The organism is Streptomyces hokutonensis (assembly GCF_000376565.1).
Lineage (GTDB): Bacteria > Actinomycetota > Actinomycetes > Streptomycetales > Streptomycetaceae > Streptomyces > Streptomyces hokutonensis.
Genome location: NZ_BARG01000061.1, coordinates 1 through 13,311 on the forward strand (window position 1 = coordinate 1; position 13,311 = coordinate 13,311).

Here is a 13,311-nt window from a genome sequence, read left to right on the forward strand (position 1 = left end):
CCGCGGGGCGCGACCAGCCCCCACCGGCCCGCGGACAACATTCGACCCAACCGTCGGATGCACAGCCCCACGCCCACTACCCTTGTACCGTGACCATTCGCCTGTACGACACCAGCACCCGGCAGATTCGCGACTTCACCCCGCTCACAGCGGGCTGTGTCTCGATCTACCTGTGTGGTGCCACCGTGCAGGCCGCCCCGCACATCGGCCACATCCGCTCGGGCCTGAACTTCGACATCCTGCGCCGCTGGTTCGAACACCGCGGCTACGACGTCACGTTCATCCGCAACGTCACCGACATCGACGACAAGATCATCGCCAAGTCCCGTGACCAGGGCCGCCCTTGGTGGGCGATCGGCTACGAGAACGAGCGCGCGTTCAACGACGGCTACCAGGCACTCGGCTGCCTCCCGCCGACGTACGAACCGCGGGCGACCGGCCATGTGCCCGAGATGATCGAGATGATGCGCGGGCTGATCGAGCGCGGGTACGCCTACGAGGCGGACGGCAGCGTCTACTTCGACGTGCGGTCGTACCCGGACTACTTGCAGCTGTCGAACCAGGACATCGACGACCTGCGCCAGCCCGCCGAGGAAGGCATCACCGGCAAGCGCGACCCGCGCGACTTCGCGATGTGGAAGGCGACCAAGCCGGGCGAGCCCGACTGGGAGACCCCGTGGGGTCGCGGCCGGCCGGGCTGGCACCTGGAGTGCTCGGCGATGGCGCACAAGTACCTGGGCCCGGCCTTCGACATCCACGGCGGCGGCCTCGACCTGATCTTCCCGCACCACGAGAACGAGATCGCCCAGGCGAAGGCCTACGGCGACGACTTCGCGCAGTACTGGGTGCACAACGCCTGGGTCACCATGAGCGGCGAGAAGATGTCGAAGTCGCTCGGCAACAGCGTGCTGGTCAGCGAGATGGTCAAGGTGTGGCGGCCGATCGTGCTCCGCTACTACCTCGGCACTCCGCACTACCGCTCGATGATCGAGTACAGCGAGGAGGCCCTGCGCGAGGCCGAGTCCGCGTTCGCGCGGATCGAGGGCTTCGTGCAGCGGGTCGTGGAGAAGGCCGGGGGAGTCGTCGAGCCCGCGGCCGAGGTGCCGCCGGCGTTCGCCGAGGCGATGGACGACGACCTGGGCGTGCCGCAGGCCCTGGCCGTCGTACACACGACGGTTCGGCAGGGGAATTCGGCGCTTGCGGCCGACGACAAGGAAGCCGCCGTGGCCCGCCTCGCCGAGGTGCGCGCCATGCTCGGCGTCCTCGGGCTCGACCCGCTGGACCCGCAGTGGGCGGGCGAGACCGACCGCGGCGAGGATCTGCACGGCGTGGTCGACACCCTGGTCCGCATGGTCCTCGACCAGCGCGAGGCCGCCCGGGGCCGTAAGGACTGGGGCACCGCGGACGCCATCCGTGACCAGCTCAACCAGTCCGGGCTGGTCATCGAGGACGGCCCGCAGGGCCCGCGCTGGACTCTCGGCCCACGCTGAACCCGTCCCGGTCAACGAAGATCGACTGTGCCGCCCGGCCCTCCGGGCGGCACACTGCATAGACGCACGTATTCATTCGTACTCATTCACACTCATCGCATCGCACAGACAGGTAGGTCATGGCAGCCAACAACCGCCGCATGTCCGGCAAGAAGGGCGCGCAGGTCGGCAGTGGCGGCCAGCGGCGCCGGGGCCTGGAAGGCAAGGGTCCGACCCCGCCCGCCGAGGCACGCAAGGGCCACAAGAAGAACCGCATCGCCAACGCCAAGGCCAAGCAGGTCCAGCGGCGCGCGCCGGTCGCGCGCGGGCGTGGCGGCAAGGGCACGTCCGAGATGGTCGTCGGCCGCAACCCGGTCGTGGAGGCGCTGCGCGAGGGCGTTCCGGCGGTCACGCTCTATGTCCAGCAGTTCATCGACAACGACGAGCGGGTGCGCGAGGCGCTCCAGCTGGTCGCCGAGCGCGGTGGCGTCCACCTCATGGAGGCCCCGCGCCCCGAGCTGGACCGCATGACCAACGGCCTCAACCACCAGGGCCTGGTCCTCCAGGTCCCGCCGTACGAGTACGCGCACGCCGAGGACCTCGCCAACGCGGCCTACGACAAGGGCGAGGACCCGCTGATCGTCGCCCTCGACGGGGTGACCGACCCGCGCAACCTCGGCGCGATCGTCCGCTCGGTCTCCGCGTTCGGCGGCCACGGCGTCCTCGTCCCCGAGCGGCGCGCGGCCGGCATGACCGCCGGTGCCTGGAAGACGTCGGCCGGTACGGCGGCCCGTACGCCCGTCGCCCGCGCCACGAACCTGACCCGCGCCCTGGAGGCGTACAAGAAGGCCGGCATCGCGATCGTCGGCCTGGCCGCCGACGGCGAGGCCGGAATCGGCGAACTCCCCGCCCTGGAGGGCCCGGTCGTCATCGTCGTCGGCAGCGAGGGCAAGGGCCTCTCCCGCCTCGTCGGCGAGACGTGCGACTACCGGGTGCGGATTCCGATGCCGGGTGGCGCGGAGTCGTTGAACGCGGGGGTGGCGGCCGGGATCGTCCTGTACGAGGCGGCTCGGCGACGGTCCTGACGGCGGTTGGCGCAGTGCCCGTAGGTCGGGCCGGCGCAGCCGTCCCGAAGCGCGAAGCTGCGAGGGCGGCAGACGAGAGGGGTCCTGCGACTACCGGGTACGGATTCCGATGCCGGGTGGCGCGGAGTCGTTGAACGCGGGGGTCGCGGCGGGGATCGTGCTCTACGAGGCGGCTCGGCGCCGTAGCTGAGTCGTAGCCGAGTTCCGGCTGTACGGATGTTCGGCGCGGTCACCCACTCGGGGCAATCTGGCGGTCGAGGGCGAGCTTGACGCTGTCCGGACACATCCGGCAAGTCAAAGCAGTGTCCTAAACACACGTCACTCGGTTAGATGAGTGTGGACACCAGAACACCCCGCACACCCACGGGGGACCGCTCGTCCGGATTCCAGTCCGGATTGGACGACGCTCCCGCGCTGAGCATGGTGAAGGTGCCGAGCGATCCGGCCCAGGTCATCGTCAACCATGCGAGTTTCCGCGTGCAGCTGGGCGCCTCGACGCGCACCCAAAACCCGCGCCTCGCACGGCAGTTGAGCACCGCCGAGGACACCGCCCGGATGCCCGCGGCCGGTGCCGCGCGCCGTAGGCCCGTCGTCTGGAGCGGTCGGTCCGCCCCGGACGACACCGGCGCCCACCGGCTCCTCCAGGCCGTGCGGGGCAGCGGCGTCCGCCACGGCGAGCAGCCGGCCGGCGACGCGGGCGCCACGCAGGTCATCCCCCGTATCGCGGACGGCGGTTACGGCGGCGACCACGACGGCGACCTGACCGCGCAGACCCTCGAGACCCCCATCGTCGGCGCCCAGCGCGGCCACGCCCACGACACCGGCGAGAACCGACTCCTGCCGCAGATGCGGACCGTGGGCAGCGCCTACGACGAACCCGCCTACGCGGACGGGGAGTTCGAGGACTTCGAGGCGGACGGCGAGCGCGAGCGGCGTACCGGACGGCACCCCAACGACCCGGTACGGCACGCCTATTACCCGGGCCGCCGGATGAACCTCGGCGTCGTCCTGCTCCCGCTGCGCATCTTCCTCGGCTTCATCTCCATCTACGCCGGCATGGGCAAGCTGTGCGACCCCGTCTACTTCGACGGCGGCAAACGCGGCTCCATGGTGAAGTGGCTCAACACCCTGCATCCCTGGGAAGTCGCCGAGCCACTACGGCAGTTCGCGCTCCAGCACCCCGTCGGCTCCGGGCTCGTCATCGCCTTCGCCCAGGTCGTCGTGGGCGTCCTGACGATCCTCGGCCTCTGGCAGCGGGTCGCGGCGGTCGGCGGCGCGCTGCTCTCCGCCGCGCTCATCGTCACCGTCAGCTGGAAGACCGTTCCCGCCTACGACGCCCCCGACATCATCTACCTCGCCGCCTGGTCCCCGCTGATCATCGCCGGCGCCCCCGTCTACTCCGTCGACGGCCGCCTCGCGGGCAGCGCCTGGCGCCGCCTCGGCCCCCGCGCCGACATCTGGGAACTGCGCCGCTACGTCCTGCGCCGCGGCGCCCTGGTCACGGCGGTCGCCATCGGCCTCACCCTGCTCATCGGCTCGCTGCTCGGCGGCGCGGTGCGCGACTCCAGCCGCGTGGTCGTCCCCGGCCCCGGCGAGGCCCCGCGCAACGAACTGCCCGGCGCCCCGCTCCCCGGTGAACCGACCAAGAGCCGCGGCAGCAGCCCCTCGGCGGTCAACTCGCCGTCCCGGCAGCCCACTTCGGCCAGCCCGTCGCACGCCGCGACGAGCCCGGGCGCGACCCACTCCTCGACCGGTACGGCCACCGGCGGCGCCCCCAGCCAGACCCAGGGCACCGCGGGCCACACCCAGCCCCAGCAGTCCTCCCCGGCCGGCCAGGCCCCCAGTACGACCTCCGGCCCCACGTCGGGCGGCGGCACGACCGGCGGCACCGGCTCAAGCGGCGGCTCCAGCACCGGGGGTTCGTCCTCCTCCGGCCAGCCGGGCCTGGTGGGCGGCCTGTTGGGGTAGCTGGGCCGGTGGGCGGCTTGTTGACGCAGTCGCCGTCCACCGGCTGATACTCCGGCACACGAGAAGGGCCCGCACGAATCCGTGCGGGCCCTTCTCGACGTACGTCGACCGGGGCGCCCTATTGGGGGCGCGGGGAGTTGCGCGACCAGCCCCCACCGGCCCGCACTCAACGACCTAGCGCAGCAAGCTCCTTGGCGGCTTCCCTGAGGTCCTTCGCAGTGTCGATGGCCCGCCAGTACGCCCCCTGCGGAATCGGGAACCCGGCCAGCCGCAACTCACGCGCGAGGTGCGGAAAAGTCGTCCGCTCGTGATCCCCCCGCTCCGGCAACAACTCCGCGAACTCGGGCGAGAAGACGTACACCCCCGCATTGATCGCGTACTGCGTCGGCGGCGACTCGATGAAGTCCGTGACCCGCCCGAAGTCGTCGGTCTGCACGGCCCCCCAGGGGATCCGCGGCCGGGCCAGCGCGATCGTGGCGACGGCGTCGCGCTCGGTGTGGAAGTCCGCCATGTCGCGCAGCGAGAAGCGGGTCCAGATGTCGCCGTTGGTGGCGTACCAGGGGCTGTCCGGGCGGGGCAGATGCGCGGCGGCGTACTTGAGGCCGCCGCCGCGGCCCAGCGGCTCCGTCTCGACGACCGTGGTCACGTTCACGGGCAGATCGGCTGTTTTCAGCCAGTCCTGCAGCACCTCGGCGAGGTGCCCGCAGCTGACGACGACGTCGGTCACGCCCTCTTCGGCGAGCCAGACGAGCTGATGGCCGATGATCGGCGTCCCGGTGCCCGGGATCTCGACCATCGGCTTGGGCCGGTCGTCGGTGTAGGGGCGCAGCCGGGATCCCTGGCCACCGGCCAGGATCACGGCTTGGGTGGGGCGCGACGCGGCGTTCGGATCGGTCATGACCAGAACTGTACGTGGCGGCCCCACCGCATCTTTCGGCTGCAACCGTTCCTTAATCAGCCGTTACCGACCTCCTACTCCGGGCGCCGGCTCCGGTCAGCTGTGCGCGGCCATGACCCCGGAGGCGAACGCGGTGTCGCACACGGGGCGGGCGTAGGACTGGGCGCGTGCGGCGCCGTAGATACGGACCGCTGCGCGGCCCAGTGCGCGGGCGATGGAGGTGCAGTGCGTGGCGAGCGACGGGTGGCCGTTCACCGCCTCCTGGAGGTGGGTCAGGACGACGCCTGGGTTCTTGTCCTGGAGCTCGGTCATGAGCTGGTCGCGCAGGACGTCCTGCGGGGCGCGTGCGGCGGCCCGCGAGGAGGCTCCGGCCGCCGTGACGTCCGTCGCGGTGAGCATCGAACTGGAGGGGCTGCCCGACCAGTTGACCCGGGTGACCGCGAGGGTCCCGGAGAGCACCATCATGACGGGCAGGACGAGGGCGAGGGTGCGGCCGACCCGACGGGCGGGGCCCCGGCCGCGTCGCGGCTGTTGGTTATTGGAGTGCTTCACGCGTGTGAGGGTAGCGCCCGGTGATGATTTGGCGACATTTAGTCACCAATTCGGGGGATGGATTGGTGCCTCGAATTGGGTAGGGCGTTGACGAACGCTGCTCGAAATGACGGGTCTGCCAGGGTATTTGTCATATCGGTCCACAGGCCGGTTGATGGGTCGGCCGGAGCGGACCGGAAACGGGAAAGGGCCCCGCGGTCACCGCGAGGCCCTTCCTGCGAACGTCCGATCAGTCGGTGAGGCGCTCGCCCGTCGAGGTCGAGAACACGTGGATCTCGTCCGGACGCGGCACCACGTGCAGGGTGGCGCCCTTCTCCGGCACCGAACGGCCGCTGACGCGCACGACCAGGTCCTTCAGGTCGTCGCCGACCTTGGCGCTGCCGTAGACGAAACCGTCGGCGCCCAGCTCCTCCACGACGTTCACGGAGACCGCGAGACCGGCCGGAGCGTCCTCGGAGTCCTTGGTGAGGGACTTCGCGGCCTCGCCGTTGTGCTCGTCGATGTCGAAGTGCTCGGGGCGTACGCCGACGGTGACCGTGCGGTCACCCTTGTCGGTGGCGGCCTTGAGCGCCTCGCGGTTGACGGGGACGACCGAGTTGCCGAACTTCACACCGCCGTCGGTGATCGGGACCTCGACCAGGTTCATGGCCGGGGAGCCGATGAAGCCGGCGACGAAGAGGTTCGCGGGGCGGTCGTACATGTTGCGGGGGCTGTCGACCTGCTGGAGCAGACCGTCCTTGAGTACGGCCACCCGGTCGCCCATCGTCATGGCCTCGACCTGGTCGTGGGTGACGTAGACGGTGGTGATGCCGAGGCGGCGCTGCAGCGAGGCGATCTGCGTACGGGTCGAGACGCGGAGCTTGGCGTCGAGGTTCGACAGCGGCTCGTCCATGAGGAAGACCTGGGGCTCGCGGACGATCGCGCGGCCCATCGCGACACGCTGGCGCTGACCGCCGGAGAGCGCCTTCGGCTTGCGGCCGAGGTACTCGGTGAGGTCGAGGATCTTCGCCGCGTCCTCGACCTTCTGGCGGATCTCGGCCTTGTTGACGCCGGCGATCTTGAGCGCGAAGCCCATGTTGTCGGCGACGGTCATGTGCGGGTACAGCGCGTAGTTCTGGAACACCATGGCGATGTCCCGGTCCTTCGGCGGCAGGTGCGTGACGTCGCGGTCACCGATGCGGATGGCGCCGGCGTTGACGTCCTCGAGCCCCGCGAGCATGCGGAGCGAGGTGGACTTGCCACAGCCGGACGGACCGACGAGGACGAGGAACTCGCCGTCCCCGACCTCGATCTCCAGACCATCGACGGCGGGCTTCTCGGTGCCCGGGTAGATCCGGGTCGCCTTGTCGAACGAAACAGTGGCCATGGTGAAGGCCCCCTTCTACCGGCAGGAACGTGCCGGACGATCCGTTGTAGGAAGGTGGTGGTGTAGTCCACACGAGTGAACTGGGTACGGACGGTACCTGGCGTTTGCCCGGTCTGTCAGTACCCGAGGGCATGTGAACTTCGCGGAAATTTTCGACAGGGCGGCTCGGGGACCTGGGTACACTGCACCAGGCACGTGATCGCGCACGCCCCACAGGCGCCTCGCACCCGTGCAGGCCTCCTTAGCTCAGTTGGCCAGAGCAACGCACTTGTAATGCGTAGGTCGTCGGTTCGAATCCGACAGGGGGCTCAACGAGGAACATGCTGGTCAAGGCCGGTATGCGATGGGGCCCGGTCAAGATCACTGACCAGGCCCCATACGCATTTAGTACACGCTGCTTTGATCGCTATACGTTGGTGAGCGACGCATCCGCGAGAGCCAGTGCGACCTTTCGGCCCGCGTCGAGCGCGTCGGCTACCTCGTCGAGGCGGTCCGGGAACAGGTGGCCGTAGATGTTCAAGGTCATGCTTGCGTCCTTGTGTCCGAGCATGAGCTGAATGACCTTGACGTCCGCTCCTGCGGCGATTGCCAGAGATGCGGCTGTGTGTCGCAGCTTGTGCGGAGTGATGCCCATCCCGTCGAGGCCGGCCGCCTTCACCGCGGGATCGAACACCCGGGAGCGGAAGTTGGCGTAGCGAAGCGGGCCGCCCTCGGGCGCGGTGAACAACAGATCTTCCTTGCCCTTGCCGACGGCCAGCGTGCCTAGCTCGTCGGCGAACGACCGGGGGAGCGGCACCGAGCGCTTCTCGTGGTTCTTCACCGGACCGAGCGCCAACTCCCCACGCACGTCGGTGTAGTTCTGTGTGATGCGCATGCGGCGCTGCGGCACGGACAGACGGCCGGCCTTCACCGCCGACGCCTCCGCCCACCGGATTCCGCTGTACCCCAGGACCAGGATCAGGAGCCGGTACTCATCTGCTGCCAACGCCAGCCGTTCCAGCTGGTCGTAGGTCAGATAGATGTGCTCGTCCTCGTCGTCCGGCCGAGGGAGTTCATGGTCGTGGCACGGGCTGGCGGCGATGCGCTTGGAAAAGATCGCGTGCTTCATCACCATGGACAGCACCCGATACGCCTTGATGATGCGGGCCGCACCCAACTGCTTCCCCGACTTCCCTGGCTTCGTCTCCAAGTCGGTGATCCAGGCGGAGACGTCCTCCCACTGGATCGCTGCGATCTGCCAGTCGCCCCAGCGCGGGATCACGTAGTTGTCGAGCAGGTCGCGGTAGTCGCGCCTGGTGGTTCGGCCGATCTTCCGCTTCGCCGTGAACCACTCCTCGGCGACGACCTTGACGGGCGCCTTCCCCGACTTCGGGTCCCGGTACACGCCCTTGTCGAGGCGGGCTGTGATCGCATCCTTCTCAGCTTCGGCCTGCGGCAACTTCCCGAACGTCTTGGCCTTCGGCTTGCCATCTGGGCCGTACCAGCGGACACGCCACCTGCCTGGAGGCTGGCGCTTGCCACCTTCCTTCTTGGCCGCTTGCCACTTCTCCACGGCCTGCTGGTAGTCGGCGTGGTTGGCGCGATCTTCGATCCAGACCCTAGCCACCTGAGCCCCCTGCTTGTGATCGCCTCAGAGTCCGCTCCTCGGACAGCCGCTCCAGCTCCGTCGCGAGGCGATCGACTGCGCCTCGCGCTCGCGCCAGCTGGTCTTCGAACGCATCGTCACCGGCCTTGCCGCCGGCCATGCGAATGAGCCGCTCGGTCTGCAAGGTCACGGCGTCCGCGTCGCGACTTGCTGGATGCTGACGCACTCGCCGGAGTTCGGGCGGTAGCGTCACGGCGTCGTAGTCCTGCCGCAGCTGCCAGTACTTCCGGTCGAGTTCGTCCTCCCACTCATCGTCGTCCGAACCGACGACGACCTCGGCGGGATTAACGCCGTAATCGCTGGCCGGCGAGAGCCCGCGGACCCACCGCCACGCGGTCCGCGCGGCGAGACGCCGTTCGCTGGTCAACTCGATCGGTGAGTCACCCCATACGGACGGCAGGAGCAACGCGATCGGGGCCGTGTTGAGGGCGACCGCGAGAGCCACCAAGTCGTCCACCGTCACCTGTCGTTGCTGCCGCTCGATCTTGGCAATAGCCGACGGGGCGATCGGCCGGCCGACCTTATCGAGCTCGCCCGACAGCGAGTAGATCGTCATGTTGCGGATCTTCCGGATCCGCTCAACGTTCCTGGCCACGGCCTGTGCGACTGGTCCGTACTGGGCTGCGGGGCGCGGTCGGCGCTTCTCGTCGGTCATGAGCAACAGCGTATGGCGCATGAGTGTCCATTTCTCTCCCTGGGGTGCTACCTTCGTCTCTGCCACGTGTTCACTGTACCCATAACAGTGTTCATTGTGAACACTGAAAGGGTGATGATGATGACCGGTAAGGCTGAAAAGGCCACACGGGAGAAGACCATGCAAGACCCTCTGCTCACGCCCCGCGAGGTGCACGAGGACTACGGGTTCAGCCAGCAGACGCTGGCCAACTGGCGGTGGACGGGCATCGGGCCCGACTACATCAAGCAGACCCCTGGCAAAGGTGGGCGCATCAAGTACCGCCGCAGTGCCATCGAGGCGTGGCTGTGCGCCCAGACCGTCAAGGCCGGAGGCGCCGCAGCATGACCACCAACGCGAAGACCCGCCGGGGGCTGACCGGCGGGTCTCAGCAAGAAGTCCTCTTCGGTGGCGGGACTGAGTCCACGGTACCGCCTCTGCCTGTCGTACGACCCATCGTTCTCTCGACGCGGGGGCGCATCGAGTTCACCGGCCGCTGCCCGAAGTGCGAGGGATGGCACCGCCATATTCACCTCGGCATCGTGCGTGCCCCCTGCGGGAGCCGCTATGACCTCCAGCCCGCCAGACGAGGGCGTCGAGGCGGGGGGAACGCGTGAGTAACCGGTCCACCCGAAGGGCCTGGCTGTGCGCCATCGAGAGCGCACACCAGGCAGCCCAACACGGCCTGCACGTCTTCCCCATCGGCAGCGCCAAGCTGCCCGCGATCCGCTCTCCACACCGCGACGATCCGCCGGGTACACCACCGTGCCGTGGAACTTGTGGGCGGCTCGGTCACGGCGTCCACGACGCGACGACCGACCCGAAGCAACTCGACGAACTCTTCGACGCAGCCCCCCACGCTTGCGGATATGGGATCGCCTGCGGGCGGGGTTATGAGCCTCTTCTTGGTGTCGACCTCGACCGTAAGAACGGTGTGGATGGCGTCGTCTCCCTCGCCGCTCTTGCCGAGCAGCATGTTTTCACCGTGCCCGAGACGACCATCATCGCCACCCCGTCCGGCGGCGAACATCGTTGGTTCATCGGTCCGGCCGGCGCTCCGGTGCGGAACAGTGCGAGCAAACTCGGTCCAGGCGTCGACGTCAGGGGATACGGCGGATTCCTCGTCGGCCCTGGGTCCTGGACTCCGAAGGGCATTTACCGGTTCGTTGACCGGCGCCCAGCTGCCCAACTTCCGGATGCGCTGCTCGCCCTGATGCTGCCCCCGCCTCCGGTCCGACGGGCACCGGTCTACCTGCCCGGTCCTCGCCGGGGCGCGGCCCTGGTCAGCCTGATCAAGTTCGTGTTGGAGGCGGGCGAGAACGAGCTGAACAACCGCCTGTATTGGGCGGCCTGTCGGGCCTACGAGACCGGCGTCGATGCCGACTCCATCAGCCGCGCCCTAGTTGATGCTGCCGTCTCCCTCGGTCACCCCGAACATGCCGCTGAACGCACCGTCAACAGCGCCCGAAATGCACCTGTGAGGAACAGCGCATGAGTACCGACGAGCAGGCCCGCGAGTTCCTCCAGGACAACGGCATTGACGTTGACCAGCTTGATCAGTGCCCTTTCGGCACCCCCGAGGAAGTCATTGCAGAGTTCACCGACCTGGAACACGACAAGCGGCTCGACCGCATCGGCGAGTTGGTGGCGTGGCTGGCCGGCCGGGGCGAAATCGAGTTGCAGCGGTACCGCAAGGCGATCGTCGACGCGAAGCTCCTCGGTGCCGGTGACTGGCGGTCCCTCGCCTCCGAGGCCAAAAAGCAGCGCGTCACCCAGATCAGGACCGCGGTCCGCTCAGACTGCCCGTACACCTCCGAGAACGGCTGTCTGTACCTGGCCACTCCAGACGGCGGGCAGATGCTCCTCGCCCGCTTCGTCCCCGAGGTCGTGGCGCAGGTGATCCGGGACGACGGTGCCGAGATCACCACACTCATCAAGATCCGAGTAACACGGCCCGGCGGACACTCGGTCGAGGTCGAGGTTCCCGCCGAACGACTGCCCATGGCCCGACGTTGGGCCGCCCAGGCAATCGGCGCCTCAGCCGTCATCACGCCCATGTCCCGCGACGAGGCCCATGTCGCCACAGCCGCGCAGTACTTCGGCAACGACCAGTGGGACAGCCAGACCACCTACGCCCACACCGGATGGCGTGCGGACATCGACGGCACCTGGAGATTCCTCACCGCCTCCGGTGCCCTGGGCGCGGCCGGCCTGGACACGTCCGTCACCGTCGACCTGGGCACCGAAAACTTGAACATGTACGCCTTGCGCGACCCGTCCGAGGTGGGCGCCGAGTCGCTGGCCACGGCCGTCCGCGCGTCCATGGCACTGCTGGACATGGCGCCGCTGACCATCACCGCACCCCTGCTCGGAGCCGCCTACCGCGCGCCGCTACCGCTGCTACCGGAAACCAGCGCGTACGTAGTAGGGCCCAGCGGATCACTTAAAAGCGCGGCCTCCGCCACGGTGCTCCAGCACTTCGGGCGATGCCTCGATGCCCGGCACTTCCCGGCGAACTGGAACTTCACGGGCAACGCGCTGGAATCCATCGCCAACCAGCTTGCGAATGTCCTGCTGGTCATCGACGACTACGCGCCGCAGTCCGCAGACGACCCCCGCCGACTGGCCACCGCAGCCGACCGGATCTTCCGCGGGGCGGCGAACAGCGCTGGACGAGGACGGCTACGCCCGGACGGAACCCGCCGCCCCGAGCGTCCCCCAAAGGCGCAGATCGCGGCGACCGGCGAGGACGTGCCGCCCGGCGAATCCCTGCGCGCCAGGCTGACGGTCACCACGGTCGATGCCGGAGCCATCGACGTCACCAAGCTGACCGAGGCCCAGCGGCGCGCGGCGAATGGCGTGTACGAACTCGCGATGGCCGGCTTCGTACGCCACCTCGCAGGCCTCCTCGATGCGGACGCCGAGTACGCCGACCGGCTGCGCGAGCAGATCGCCGAGCGCCGCGCCGAACTGGCCCAAGCCTCCGCCGGTCACGCCCGTGTCCCCGAGGCGACGGCCGGCCTGTTGACGGGGTACCGCGAGTTCCTCACCTATGCGGTCACCGTCGGCGCTTTCACGGGCGACGAGGCGACGGCGCAGATGGACAAGGTGAAGACGGCCCTTCTTCAAGTGGCTGCGGAACAGACCGCCTACGCCAAGGGCATGGCTGTCGCCGAGATCTACCTGCGGGCGCTGGCCTCCGCGCTGGTGTCGGGTGCCGTGCACTTGGCCGACCAGGAGACCGGGCGTGAGCCCGAGGAGCCGGAGCGGTGGGGCTGGGAGCCGTACCCGTCGGGGGGCTACCAGTCGGCCTACCGAGCCAAGGGCAAATGCCTCGGTTGGCTATCCGCTACCGGAGACGTCCTCCTGCACCCGGACGTGGCGTACGAAGTGGCTCGCGACCATGCCGGACGGGCTGCCGAGCCATTGGCGACCACGAAAGTCACCATCCACAAGCGGCTCAAGGAAGGCGGCCACCTTGCTTCCAACAGCGAAGACGGCAGGCCCACCGTCGTACGGAGGATCGCGGGCAGAAGCCGCCGGGTGCTCCATGTCCGAGCCGACCGGATCACCGGAGAGAGCGCGTAATGCATTCCACCGTAGGTGCGCCCTATCCCCGAGAAGAGCGGTAGCAGCGGTAGCAGCAGACGGACAG

Annotated in this window: 11 protein-coding genes, 1 tRNA gene and 1 pseudogene; 8 read left to right on the forward strand and 5 right to left on the reverse strand. The window is 68.8% G+C overall.

The window, feature by feature from the left end:
• The first annotated feature begins 89 nt into the window (after positions 1–89).
• The 4 genes and pseudogenes from cysS (at position 90) to SSP08S_RS35425 (ending at position 4,522) form a co-directional block, all read left to right on the forward strand.
• On the forward strand, positions 90–1,490 hold the full coding sequence (cysS, locus tag SSP08S_RS35415) for a cysteine--tRNA ligase (protein ID WP_019072379.1): 1,401 nt from the start codon (positions 90–92) through the stop codon (positions 1,488–1,490).
• 119 nt (positions 1,491–1,609) lie between these two features.
• Complete coding sequence (rlmB, locus tag SSP08S_RS35420) at positions 1,610–2,554, forward strand: 23S rRNA (guanosine(2251)-2'-O)-methyltransferase RlmB (RefSeq protein WP_019072380.1); 945 nt, start codon at positions 1,610–1,612, stop codon at positions 2,552–2,554.
• An 82-nt stretch (positions 2,555–2,636) separates the two neighbouring features.
• Positions 2,637–2,744: pseudogene (locus SSP08S_RS59820) on the forward strand (TrmH family RNA methyltransferase); the annotation flags it as partial.
• A 140-nt stretch (positions 2,745–2,884) separates the two neighbouring features.
• A complete protein-coding gene (locus SSP08S_RS35425) occupies positions 2,885–4,522 on the forward strand; it encodes a DoxX family protein (RefSeq protein WP_078532618.1) in 1,638 nt (545 codons plus the stop codon).
• A gap of 166 nt (positions 4,523–4,688) precedes the next feature.
• On the opposite strand, the gene SSP08S_RS35430 is transcribed toward SSP08S_RS35425, so the two are convergent.
• The 3 genes from SSP08S_RS35430 to SSP08S_RS35440 all read right to left on the reverse strand — a co-directional run bounded on the left by SSP08S_RS35430 (position 4,689) and on the right by SSP08S_RS35440 (position 7,338).
• Positions 4,689–5,420: a nucleotidyltransferase family protein gene (locus tag SSP08S_RS35430; RefSeq protein ID WP_019072382.1), complete on the reverse strand. Its 732-nt coding sequence runs from the start codon at positions 5,418–5,420 to the stop codon at positions 4,689–4,691.
• A gap of 96 nt (positions 5,421–5,516) precedes the next feature.
• The gene (locus SSP08S_RS35435) at positions 5,517–5,972 is read right to left on the reverse strand and encodes a hypothetical protein (RefSeq protein ID WP_026179108.1); all 456 of its coding nucleotides are present in this window, start codon (positions 5,970–5,972) and stop codon (positions 5,517–5,519) included.
• A gap of 229 nt (positions 5,973–6,201) precedes the next feature.
• Positions 6,202–7,338: an ABC transporter ATP-binding protein gene (locus SSP08S_RS35440; protein WP_019072384.1), complete on the reverse strand. Its 1,137-nt coding sequence runs from the start codon at positions 7,336–7,338 to the stop codon at positions 6,202–6,204.
• Between the two features lie 235 nt (positions 7,339–7,573).
• Between SSP08S_RS35440 and SSP08S_RS35445 the strand changes: the two genes are divergently transcribed.
• A tRNA-Thr gene (locus SSP08S_RS35445) sits at positions 7,574–7,647 on the forward strand.
• A gap of 97 nt (positions 7,648–7,744) precedes the next feature.
• Here SSP08S_RS35445 and SSP08S_RS56480 read toward each other — a convergent pair.
• Together SSP08S_RS56480 and SSP08S_RS58375 are read right to left on the reverse strand one after the other, a co-directional pair.
• Positions 7,745–8,944: a tyrosine-type recombinase/integrase gene (locus SSP08S_RS56480; protein ID WP_019072385.1), complete on the reverse strand. Its 1,200-nt coding sequence runs from the start codon at positions 8,942–8,944 to the stop codon at positions 7,745–7,747.
• Positions 8,937–9,638 carry a helix-turn-helix domain-containing protein gene (locus SSP08S_RS58375; RefSeq protein WP_158697256.1) on the reverse strand — a complete coding sequence of 234 codons (702 nt, stop codon included), beginning with the start codon at positions 9,636–9,638 and terminating at the stop codon, positions 8,937–8,939. The genes SSP08S_RS56480 and SSP08S_RS58375 overlap by 8 nt, the downstream gene beginning before the upstream one ends.
• Before the next feature lie 159 nt (positions 9,639–9,797).
• On the opposite strand from SSP08S_RS58375, the gene SSP08S_RS35460 reads away from it, so the two are divergent.
• From SSP08S_RS35460 to SSP08S_RS35465, 3 genes are all read left to right on the forward strand, one after another.
• Positions 9,798–10,004, forward strand: a complete 207-nt coding sequence (locus SSP08S_RS35460) for a helix-turn-helix transcriptional regulator (RefSeq protein WP_026179109.1) — start codon at positions 9,798–9,800, stop codon at positions 10,002–10,004.
• Between the two features lie 265 nt (positions 10,005–10,269).
• Positions 10,270–11,151 carry a bifunctional DNA primase/polymerase gene (locus SSP08S_RS59825; protein WP_078532619.1) on the forward strand — a complete coding sequence of 294 codons (882 nt, stop codon included), beginning with the start codon at positions 10,270–10,272 and terminating at the stop codon, positions 11,149–11,151.
• Positions 11,148–13,244: a hypothetical protein gene (locus SSP08S_RS35465; protein WP_019072388.1), complete on the forward strand. Its 2,097-nt coding sequence runs from the start codon at positions 11,148–11,150 to the stop codon at positions 13,242–13,244. The genes SSP08S_RS59825 and SSP08S_RS35465 overlap by 4 nt, the downstream gene beginning before the upstream one ends.
• The last annotated feature ends 67 nt before the right edge of the window (positions 13,245–13,311 follow it).

Bases quoted from the DNA above. Each gene is read 5' to 3' on its own strand.
- SSP08S_RS35425 (WP_078532618.1), top strand. From the start codon at position 2,885: ATGAGTGTGGACACCAGAACACCCCGCACACCCACGGGGGACCGCTCG.
- SSP08S_RS35465 (WP_019072388.1), top strand. From the start codon at position 11,148: ATGAGTACCGACGAGCAGGCCCGCGAGTTCCTCCAGGACAACGGCATT.
- SSP08S_RS58375 (WP_158697256.1), bottom strand. From the start codon at position 9,638: ATGACCGACGAGAAGCGCCGACCGCGCCCCGCAGCCCAGTACGGACCA.
- SSP08S_RS35440 (WP_019072384.1), bottom strand. From the start codon at position 7,338: ATGGCCACTGTTTCGTTCGACAAGGCGACCCGGATCTACCCGGGCACC.
- rlmB (WP_019072380.1), top strand. From the start codon at position 1,610: ATGGCAGCCAACAACCGCCGCATGTCCGGCAAGAAGGGCGCGCAGGTC.
- SSP08S_RS35430 (WP_019072382.1), bottom strand. From the start codon at position 5,420: ATGACCGATCCGAACGCCGCGTCGCGCCCCACCCAAGCCGTGATCCTG.
- SSP08S_RS35460 (WP_026179109.1), top strand. From the start codon at position 9,798: ATGCAAGACCCTCTGCTCACGCCCCGCGAGGTGCACGAGGACTACGGG.